Annotated in this window: 13 protein-coding genes; 12 read left to right on the top strand and 1 reads right to left on the bottom strand. The window is 41.7% G+C overall.

Annotation, left to right across the window (positions count from 1 at the left end):
• The 12 genes from rpsK to rpsI all read left to right on the top strand — a co-directional run.
• Window positions 1-127 (top strand): 30S ribosomal protein S11 (rpsK, locus tag BO222_RS02015; RefSeq protein WP_075817915.1); only part of this gene is annotated, 127 nt, incomplete at its 5' end.
• A gap of 33 nt (window positions 128-160) precedes the next feature.
• Window positions 161-1,120, top strand: a complete 960-nt coding sequence (locus tag BO222_RS02010) for a DNA-directed RNA polymerase subunit alpha (RefSeq protein WP_075817913.1) — start codon at window positions 161-163, stop codon at window positions 1,118-1,120.
• A 13-nt stretch (window positions 1,121-1,133) separates the two neighbouring features.
• On the top strand, window positions 1,134-1,496 hold the full coding sequence (gene rplQ / locus BO222_RS02005; RefSeq protein ID WP_075817911.1) for a 50S ribosomal protein L17: 363 nt from the start codon (window positions 1,134-1,136) through the stop codon (window positions 1,494-1,496).
• Between the two features lie 199 nt (window positions 1,497-1,695).
• On the top strand, window positions 1,696-2,280 hold the full coding sequence (locus tag BO222_RS02000; protein ID WP_233131186.1) for an O-methyltransferase: 585 nt from the start codon (window positions 1,696-1,698) through the stop codon (window positions 2,278-2,280).
• Window positions 2,273-3,058, top strand: a complete 786-nt coding sequence (locus BO222_RS01995; RefSeq protein ID WP_075817908.1) for a hypothetical protein — start codon at window positions 2,273-2,275, stop codon at window positions 3,056-3,058. Before BO222_RS02000 ends, BO222_RS01995 begins: the two co-directional genes overlap by 8 nt.
• Entirely contained in the window at window positions 3,055-3,516 is a 462-nt protein-coding gene (locus tag BO222_RS01990) for a hypothetical protein (protein WP_075817906.1), read from the top strand. The genes BO222_RS01995 and BO222_RS01990 overlap by 4 nt, the downstream gene beginning before the upstream one ends.
• Before the next feature lie 615 nt (window positions 3,517-4,131).
• Complete coding sequence (locus BO222_RS01985) at window positions 4,132-4,959, top strand: energy-coupling factor transporter ATPase (protein ID WP_075817904.1); 828 nt, start codon at window positions 4,132-4,134, stop codon at window positions 4,957-4,959.
• Window positions 4,935-5,795 carry an energy-coupling factor transporter ATPase gene (locus BO222_RS01980; RefSeq protein ID WP_075817902.1) on the top strand — a complete coding sequence of 287 codons (861 nt, stop codon included), beginning with the start codon at window positions 4,935-4,937 and terminating at the stop codon, window positions 5,793-5,795. Before BO222_RS01985 ends, BO222_RS01980 begins: the two co-directional genes overlap by 25 nt.
• A complete protein-coding gene (locus tag BO222_RS01975; protein WP_075817900.1) occupies window positions 5,788-6,591 on the top strand; it encodes an energy-coupling factor transporter transmembrane component T family protein in 804 nt (267 codons plus the stop codon). The genes BO222_RS01980 and BO222_RS01975 overlap by 8 nt, the downstream gene beginning before the upstream one ends.
• Before the next feature lie 5 nt (window positions 6,592-6,596).
• Window positions 6,597-7,370, top strand: a complete 774-nt coding sequence (gene truA, locus BO222_RS01970; RefSeq protein ID WP_075817898.1) for a tRNA pseudouridine(38-40) synthase TruA — start codon at window positions 6,597-6,599, stop codon at window positions 7,368-7,370.
• A gap of 485 nt (window positions 7,371-7,855) precedes the next feature.
• A complete protein-coding gene (gene rplM / locus BO222_RS01965) occupies window positions 7,856-8,293 on the top strand; it encodes a 50S ribosomal protein L13 (RefSeq protein ID WP_075817896.1) in 438 nt (145 codons plus the stop codon).
• Window positions 8,294-8,304: 11 nt separating this feature from the next.
• A complete protein-coding gene (rpsI, locus tag BO222_RS01960; protein WP_075817894.1) occupies window positions 8,305-8,709 on the top strand; it encodes a 30S ribosomal protein S9 in 405 nt (134 codons plus the stop codon).
• 348 nt (window positions 8,710-9,057) lie between these two features.
• Here the strand turns inward: rpsI and BO222_RS01955 are convergent.
• On the bottom strand, window positions 9,058-9,312 hold a 255-nt coding region (locus BO222_RS01955; RefSeq protein ID WP_075817320.1), incomplete at its 5' end, for a transposase.

Raw genomic sequence — 9,312 nt, 5'->3', positions numbered from 1 at the left:
AACTGGTCCAGGAAGAGAAGCCGCAGTCAGAGCACTGCAGGTGGCTGGACTTGATATTTCAATGATCAATGACGTGACACCTATTCCGCATAACGGGTGCCGTCCGCCCAAAAGACCCCGCGGATAATATAGAATATAGATGCTTAGGAGGTCTCCACACATGAATGATTATCAAGTGAAAACTATTGAAGAAAATAACCGATTGGGAAAATTTGAAATGAGTCCGCTTCCTGACCATTTCGGAATTACATTAGGAAACGCACTTCGCCGCGTGCTGTTATCTGCGCTTCCTGGAGGAGCAGTCTTCTCGCTTCGTATCGATGGTGTTTACCATGAATTTACGGGGATGGAAGGTGTAACCGAAGATGTTGCAAGTATCATTCTTCAACTCAAGCAGTTGATTCTGAAGATTGATATCAATGATAATGATATTTCGACTCTTCGCATTAAGCAGACAGGGCCTTGTACTGTATATGCACGTGATATTGAATGTCCTGAAGGTGTTTCCATTCTCAATCCGGATCTGGAGATCTGCACTTTATCCGCTGGAGCTGAATTTGATGCTGAAATTCGCTGCCGTTTAGGCCGTGGATATGTTGGCGCGGAAACCAACAAGCATATATATCAGAACGAAGCGCAGCCTCTTGGAATCATTTATACAGACTCCAAGTTCTCGCCAATCGTTCGTGTCGCTTATGACACCACTACAACGCAGGCAGAAGACAGACAGCCATTCGATACGCTGACAATGGAAATCGAAACCGATGGAACACTGACTCCATCACAGGCTCTGTCCATCGCATCTAAAATTCTGCGTGATCACATCACAATTCTGGCTGAGCTTAACGAAGTCGCAGTAAATACGGATGAAGAAACTGAAGAAGACAATTCAGACGAACTGACTATGCTTCAGAACAAGAACATTGAAGATCTTGAGCTTTCCGTTCGTTCCTACAACTGCCTGAAACGCGCAGGAATTACTACGGTTGAAGAACTGTGCCAGAAGACAGAATATGAAATGATGCATGTCCGCAACCTGGGTAAAAAATCTCTCAAGGAAGTTAAGGATAAAATTACCTCGCTTGGTCTTTCGTTTAAGGCCGGCTCTCAGGAAATCTAAACAGGAGTGTACAATGCAAAACCGTAAATTAGGCCGTACTTCCGATCATAGAAAAGCCATGCTTCGCAACATGGCCACTTCTCTGATCCTTCATGGCTCCGTGGAAACAACTGAAATGAAGGCAAAAGAACTTTCTGCAGTTGTGGATCATCTGGTTACTCTGGCTAAGCGCCAAGATCTGCATGCCCGCAGACAGGCAGCCGCTTATGTACGCAATGTGACTTGCGAAGATGGGAAAACCACTGCTTTACAAAAACTGTTCAACGAAATTGGCCCTTCCTATAAGGACCGCACTGGCGGTTATACCCGAGTGACTAAGACTCGTGTTCGCCGTGGAGATGCCGCTCCTATGGCTATTGTTGAATTTGTTAAATAAGAGTTTTTGAGTGTTTCTTATTTACCAAAATAACCAGAATATGAATTTATTTATTCAATAAAGTCTTCTTTCGGGAAGGCTTTTTTTGTTTTTGGACAATCACTCGATTCTGTTTCTGACATTTCATAATCCTGACTATCAATCAAACAAGCGACGGGATAACCATGCCGGTTTATGCTAAACTTTGGGTATGAGCACTATGGACGAATTAACCTGGTATGGAATCGTACACCAGGTACCCATCCTTCAGGCGGAAGGGTTAGATTATATGGAAGACTACCTGAAAACCCATTCGGTCTCCTCCTTTCTTGAAATTGGTACGGCAATTGGAAGAACCGCGTTAAGAGCGGCAAAGATTAATCCTAACTGCCGAATCATTACCATCGAGAGAAAACCGGAAATGATTCAGGAAGCCAGAAAGAATTTTGAAAAGTACGATACTGCACATCAGATTGAACTGATTGAAGGTGATGCCAGGGTTGTTCCAATCCCTGCAAGAACTTTTGACTGTATCTTTATCGATGCTGCAAAAAATCAGTACAGAACATTTTTTGAACGCTTTGCACCAATGCTTGAAAAGGACGGCGTAATTATCTCGGATAACATGAACTTTCATGGAATGGTTGATCATCCCGAGAGAACCAATAACCGTCACACCAGAGCCCTGCTTAGAAGAATTCGGGAATACAGGGAATTTCTTGCTTCACTTGAAGATTATGAAACCGAGTTTCTCGAGATAGGAGACGGAATCGCCGTCACCAGGAGGAAAAATACAGATGTTTAAGTTATTGCTTAAGGCTGGTGTACTAGCAGCCGGAGTCGGTCTCGTTCTGGGCGGACTGAAGAAACTAGAAGAAATGAACAGCGAAAAGGCCAATGAAGAACCAGCTGATCCAGCCCATGAAGCCAAACCTTCCAATATGCCAGAAACAGCTGTAAAAGCTCAGCCGCTCAACAGCACATTAGTGGATGATGAAATGAAGAGAATCGCTGATGAAGCAGAAGACGGGGCTGACGTTTATGCTGGAGTAAATCAGATTGAAGATTCACTCGAAGCCAAAGCTCCACAAACAGCGGATATAGAACCTTTAAACGAAAAAAATGTTGATCAGATGATGGACGTTTATGCTAAGGAAGCTGAAGATGGTGCTCATGTTTACGAAGGAGTCAACCAGATTGCTGATTCATTAGAAGCTAAAGCAAATCAGGAAGATGTTGAGCACATGATGAATAAGGATGCTGCTGAAGCCGAAGATGGTCAGAAAGTTTACAGCGGGGTTGAACAGCTCGAAAATAAAATTGAAGGTGTAAGAAGACCTGCCCATGCAAAGGCGGAAGCTTTTGATTCTGTACATGTTAGTCCACTGAATCAGAATGCAGTGGATGCGGCTATGGCTGCTGATTCTAAGGAAGCTCATGATGGCGGAAGAATTTATGCCGGTGTTCATGAACTGGAAAATGTTTTAAATGAATCGGATCTGCCAGCTGTTACTGGAGAAACAGTCCCAGAAGTTTATAATCAGGAACCTTCTTTCAATAAAAAGGATGGAGAATCAAAATGAAAGGCTGGATGAGCATTCTTGCTAAAATTGCCGCAGCTGCTGCTGTACTTGCTGCTGCTGCCGCCATCCTGTATCGTTTCAAGAAAAGAAAAGATCAGGAAGAACTCGAGCTTGATGAATATCTGATGAGTCCGCAGGAAGACATCGAACCAGTCCACACATTCTATGTTCAGGAAGATTTGGATGATATGCTTTCTGAAGACGCGGAAGAATGGAATGAACTCCCTGAAGATGAAAGAGTCATTGTCTCTTTCCATGTCGAACCAGCAAGGGTTCACGCTTTTATGGATTCTCTGGCTAAAATTGGCGTATCAACTGCATTTGATGAAGATAATCATATTCTTGATGTTTATGTTACCGGACCGATGAATGCAGATGAACTGCAGGAAGTCGCTGCTGAACTGCAAAGTGCAGCTAAATCAAATGATGTTTCATACGTAGGATATGCTTTTGAATAAGCATATCCTTTTTTACATTGTGAATTGATTAGAGTTTTCACGAAAGGACTCTTCAGATTTGTTTTAATCGAAGAAAACAAAATTCAAAATAGAGCAATTTATATAGGATGTAACCGGTTTTAGTAGGGGGTCTGCTTTCAGAAAGCTGACCATGAAAATGTATAATGGCTGAGAAACAGGATGAAAGTCAACTTGAATAAAGGACTCTGTTGTTTGAACAGCTGTACTGAATTTTCGAAGGATGAACTGGACTGATTTGTACTGTTCAATAAAAAATGTATTAATTTTTGTAAATTGATACAGATGAATTCAGGCAAAAAGTCTGTTTAAAACGAATTTGTGTTTGATTAGGTTTATTGGGTGATGAATACAAATGATCTAAAGCAGAATCGATTTGTACTATATAATTTCATCCCCTGCAGACATTCCTGTTTAATGCTGCAAATTGCTGATGCAGATTAATACAGCAAAAACAGCAGAAAACCTTTGAGGCGGATTCAAGCCATTTAAAACCATTTAAAGCTAAATGAATGATGTCTCATAGAAAGCAGAACATCAGATCTCTGCAAAGCAGAATCTGAATGTCGATTCAGAAAGGATACCATACATACATATATGGATGCTATTGAAGTAAACAATCTGACATTCAGCTATGACTCCGAAACAGATGTTCTAAAGGACATCTCACTGCGAATTCCTAAAGGATCCTATACCACGATTATTGGTCACAATGGGTCTGGAAAATCGACGATTGCCAAGGTATTGATAGGTTTACTCGAACCTCAGGCAGGAACAGTGAAAATTCTCGGAAGAGAACTGAATGAAGAAAATCTTTATGACTTACGCTCACATATCGGAATTGTTTTCCAGAATCCGGACAATCAGTTTATCGGATCAACGGTTGCAGATGATATTGCTTTTGGGCTTGAAAACCGACAGGTTCCTCAGGAAGACATGCAGGCGATCATTGAAGAAAGTGCGGCTAAAGTGGGAATGAATGATTACCTGAATGCAGAGCCAACCAATCTTTCAGGCGGGCAGAAACAAAGAGTAGCGATCGCCGGAATTCTGGCGGTAAAGCCAGACGTCATTGTCTTTGATGAGAGTACAAGTATGCTTGATCCTCAGGGAAAAGCATCAATTAATAAACAGATCCGGGAGCTGAATAAAAATAAGGACCGAACAATCATTTCGATTACCCATGATATGGATGAAGTCGCTCAGAGCGAATATGTCATCGTCCTTGAAAACGGACAGGTCATGATGGAGGGGACTCCTCAGGAAATTTTTGCGCACCAGGATGAACTTGAAAAGATGGGCCTGGCCCTTCCTTTTGCATTAAAGATTTCAAACCGGCTAAAGGACATGGGAGTTCTTGACCACGGACTTCTTTCATTAGATGAGGTGGTGAACAGTTTATGTCAATTGAAATCAAAGAACTGAAATATACTTATTCGCCAGGAAGTCCGTTTGCTCATAAAGCGTTAGATGGAATTAATCTTTCGATTCCTGAAGGACAGGTAACTGCAATTATTGGACAGACAGGCAGCGGAAAATCAACACTTGTACAGCATTTGAATGGCTTGCTCAAAGTTCAGGAAGGATCAATAGATATTGCAGGATATCATCTGGAACCTCAGATGAAGCTTAAGGAGATCAAGCAGCTCAGAAAAAAAGTGGGTCTGGTTTTTCAGTTTCCAGAATATCAGTTGTTTGAAGAAACGATAGGTAAAGATATCGCTTTTGGGCCGATAAATTTTGGGGATACTCCCGAAATGGCTATGGAAAAAGCAAAAACGATTCTTCCGAAAGTCGGACTTGATGAATCTTTGATTGAACGCTCTCCTTTTGATCTTTCGGGAGGTCAGAAGCGCCGGGTAGCAATTGCCGGCATTCTGGTTCAGGATCCGGAGATTCTGGTTCTGGATGAGCCAGCCGCAGGTCTGGATCCACAGGGGGCGGAAGAGATGATGAATCTTTTTATGTCCCTGAACAAGGAACAGGGCAAGACCATTATTCTGGTCAGCCACGATATGGAACATGTTCTTCAGTATTGTGATAACGTGATTGTTCTGGAAAACGGAAAGGTCAAAACATTCTGCGATACAAAAACATTTTTTAAACATCCAGAATGGATGAAAGAAATCGGTATTAATCCACCGGGAATTGTCACTCTCAAACAAAAACTTATGGAAAATGGATTTGTTATCGATCCGGAAATCTTTGATGAAGAAGAACTCGCTGTGGCGATTGAAAGTCAGGTGAAATCCAATGGGTAATATTGCGCTTGGCCGTTACATGGATCTCAATTCTGTCGTTAATAAGATGGATCCAAGAACCAAAATTATGGTTCTTCTGATCGTCATGATTGCGATATTTATTCCAGCTGGATTCTGGGGCTATATTCCGATTGCGATTTTTATTCTGGCTGCATTAAAGCTTTCCAAACTATCAATTCGCTTTGCGCTTCGAAGTATGAAACCAATGATGTTCATGATGGTTTTTCTGCTTGTCATTAATGTTCTGGTTATGAAAACGGGAACCCTTTGGTTTAAATGGGGCTGGTTTTCAATTTATTCCGATGCAGTCATTCAGACGCTGTACATTATTTTACGTCTGCTTTTGATGATCGTCATGACAACGATTCTTACTGCTACGACTAAACCGCTTGATCTGACATTAGGACTTGAAAAGCTGCTGAAACCATTCGAAGCCATAGGACTCCCGGCTCATATTATCGCGATGATGATTTCGATTGCGCTGAGATTCATTCCGACATTAATTGAGGAAACACAGAGAATTATGAATGCTCAGGCAAGCCGTGGGGTCGATCTGGAAAACGGAACATTAAAGGAAAAAGTTATGGCGGTTCTTGCTTTAATCGTTCCTTTGTTTGTTTCAGCCTTTGATCGGGCTGATCAGTTAGCCAATGCGATGGAAGCTAGAGGTTACGATCCTTCAAGACCAAGGACCCGCTATAAAATGCTGAAAATGCATTCGGCTGATTATATGGCACTTTGTATGGCGCTCATTGTTCTGCTTTCTGATATTGGATTGTGGATGGCAGGAATTTAGATTCGATGACTCAGAGATACCAGGTGCTGCTTGCCTATGACGGCTTTGCTTATCATGGATGGCAAAAGCAGATTAATGGTCTTTCGGTACAGGAGGTCATTGAAAAAGCGTTTGAAAAAATCCATAAACAGAAGACCTCAATTACAGCTTCCGGAAGAACGGATGCAGGAGTTCATGCGACTGGACAGGTCTTTCATTTTGATGCGGATGGAAAAATCAGTGAATATGGATATGAACAGGCATTGAATACGATTCTGCCCAAAGATATCCGCGTCTTAAAAGTTAAGAAAGTTTCTGCAGAATTCCATGCGCGTTTTTCAGCACGAGAAAAACGATATGATTATGTGCTGACCAGAAAAAAGAATGATCCCTTTTCATATCGATATAAAACAAAAGTAAGGGACAATATCGACGTAGATGTTATGCGAAAAGCGTCCAGGATTTTTCTTGGAAAGCATGACTTTACGAGTTTTACTCACGCAAAGATTCCGGAAAATAAACCAAGAGTCAAAGAAATACGAAACATCGTAATTACTGAAGAAGGTCAGGATATCCGTATCCGATTTGAAGCTGATGGATTCCTGCGTTATCAGGTACGAATGATGAGTGCAGTATTAATTCGGGCGGGTGAAGGAAAGCTGACTGAAAAACAGATCCAGGCAATGCTTGATGCCAGAGATAAGGAAGCAGTACGCTTTAATGCTCCTTCTGAAGGCTTATATCTGGTTAAAGTCACTTATGATCCAGAGTTTGCAATCAGTGATGACTCAGAAACCTGATGAACCAAATGGATTCTTTGTTGATATAATCAACCTGATATAAAACAAATAAGTCTAAGTTAGATCATTATAACTATAAGAAATGTCATAGCTGGCTTCAAAATGAGAATTTGAATACAAAAGCCGTCTGTTCATACAGGACGGCTTTTTGCTTTTTGGCAAAACGTTTCTGAAAGAGAGCCAATTTAAAGTCAAAATTTCGTTATGAAGAGTTTATCAAGAGTCAGTAAAGAGTTTCTCGAAGGAAGAGAATATTTGTAAAAACAGAAGTTAAAGGTAATAATCGAGTTATTCAGTTGTCATTTGACGATTTGAAACTTCGATCTGTTTTCAAAAATGTTCGAATTAGATGCGAAAGTCCATCGACCATTGAAGAATTTCGAGCGGCGTTCATTGACAAGAGATACCCCTTTGTTTATGATCATTGATGGCTGATCCTCAGCCTTTGAGCCCCGGTAATGCTCAATTAAACAGGAGGACATCAAATGCGTCAGACAACAATGGCTAAGCCTGCTGAAGTAGAACGTACCTGGTATGTAATTGATGGTGAAGGACAGACTCTTGGTCGTCTTGCAACCACTGCTGCCCACGTTCTTCGCGGCAAAAACAAACCGACATTCACTCCCCATGTAGATTGCGGAGATTATGTCATCATTATCAACGCCGATAAGGTAGAAATGACTGGAAATAAACTGAATACTGAAAAGTATTACAATCACTCCGGTTATTACGGAGGACTTCGTGTCCGTTCCGCTAAGGAAATGAAAGAAAAGTATCCTGTAGAATGGGTACGCAGAGCCGTACAGGGTATGCTTCCACATACAAAACTTGGTGATGTTCAGCGTCGTCATGTATTTGTATATGCAGGCAATGAACATCCACATACTGCTCAGCAGCCTGTTGAATTAAAGGTGAAAGGATAGGAACTAGGTAAATGGCAAAAAAAGAAAATTTCGTACAGTACCTGGGTACTGGCCGCAGAAAAGAAGCTGTTGCCCGTGTTTTCCTTCGTCCAGGTACAGGAAACATCACAGTTAACGGCAAGGAACTTAAAGAGTATCTTCCATCCGAAGTACTTCAGATGGTTGTTCGTGCTCCACTTGAACTGACTAATACTCTTGATCAGTTCGATGTTCTTGTTAACGTTGACGGAGGCGGATATTCCGGTCAGGCCGGAGCAATCCGTCACGGCATTACTCGCGCTCTGATGGAAGCAAATTCTGACTTCCGTCCAGCTCTTAAAGCCGCAGGTTTTGTTACACGTGATCCACGTGCTAAAGAACGTAAGAAATACGGTCTTAAGAAAGCTCGCCGCGCTCCGCAGTTCAGCAAGCGTTAGTTTATTAGGGTTTACCAGGCTATACTGTTATACTCTGACCATTATCCCGCAGACAAATGTCTGCGGGTTTGTGTTTTTTGAGCTGTTCGATAATATTCGATCAGTTTTTCCTGCTTCAGATATCAGGTGAGCCAAAACAGACCCAAGAGAAAAACCTGAGAGTAAGACCTAAGAAATACGAAAGGGGCTGTTAAATTTCGACTGATTTTTCATCAGCGAGATTTACAGCCCCTTTTTCTATGCTTTTTATCTAATTCAATCCTGTTTTATGATGTGTTTTTCCGCTCAAGTCAATTTTTGAACGCACTGAAAAGAGCCAAAACTCAAAAAGACTGTTTATAATCTTTTTCAGATTTCGCTTTTCTGCTCCTTTAATTTTCCATAACGTTCGAGTTCTGGGCAACTCATCCGATTTCTGTTGTTTAATTTTCTGATATTGTGTCCCATGGCCACAATAAGCACCTCAAATTTTACGTTTTCCAGTCCCCGGCGTCTCAATCGGCTGTATCTGTAGTTTTCTTTAAGATCTCCGAAGGTTCCTTCCGCCTGAATGCTCCGGCTGACCATAATCTCATGTCCTGCATCTGAAGACATGTTCTCCCG

It is taken from the genome of Ileibacterium valens (assembly GCF_001945525.1).
Taxonomy (GTDB): Bacteria; Bacillota_I; Bacilli_A; order Erysipelotrichales; family Erysipelotrichaceae; genus Ileibacterium; species Ileibacterium valens.
This window is presented reverse-complemented; position numbering and strand designations above follow the sequence as displayed.

Excerpts from the sequence above, each read along its gene's own strand:
- BO222_RS02010 (WP_075817913.1), top strand. The coding sequence starts at position 161 with ATGAATGATTATCAAGTGAAAACTATTGAAGAAAATAACCGATTGGGA.
- rplQ (WP_075817911.1), top strand. The coding sequence starts at position 1,134 with ATGCAAAACCGTAAATTAGGCCGTACTTCCGATCATAGAAAAGCCATG.
- BO222_RS02000 (WP_233131186.1), top strand. The coding sequence starts at position 1,696 with ATGGACGAATTAACCTGGTATGGAATCGTACACCAGGTACCCATCCTT.
- BO222_RS01995 (WP_075817908.1), top strand. The coding sequence starts at position 2,273 with ATGTTTAAGTTATTGCTTAAGGCTGGTGTACTAGCAGCCGGAGTCGGT.
- BO222_RS01990 (WP_075817906.1), top strand. The coding sequence starts at position 3,055 with ATGAAAGGCTGGATGAGCATTCTTGCTAAAATTGCCGCAGCTGCTGCT.
- BO222_RS01985 (WP_075817904.1), top strand. The coding sequence starts at position 4,132 with ATGGATGCTATTGAAGTAAACAATCTGACATTCAGCTATGACTCCGAA.
- BO222_RS01980 (WP_075817902.1), top strand. The coding sequence starts at position 4,935 with ATGTCAATTGAAATCAAAGAACTGAAATATACTTATTCGCCAGGAAGT.
- BO222_RS01975 (WP_075817900.1), top strand. The coding sequence starts at position 5,788 with ATGGGTAATATTGCGCTTGGCCGTTACATGGATCTCAATTCTGTCGTT.
- truA (WP_075817898.1), top strand. The coding sequence starts at position 6,597 with ATGACTCAGAGATACCAGGTGCTGCTTGCCTATGACGGCTTTGCTTAT.
- rplM (WP_075817896.1), top strand. The coding sequence starts at position 7,856 with ATGCGTCAGACAACAATGGCTAAGCCTGCTGAAGTAGAACGTACCTGG.
- rpsI (WP_075817894.1), top strand. The coding sequence starts at position 8,305 with ATGGCAAAAAAAGAAAATTTCGTACAGTACCTGGGTACTGGCCGCAGA.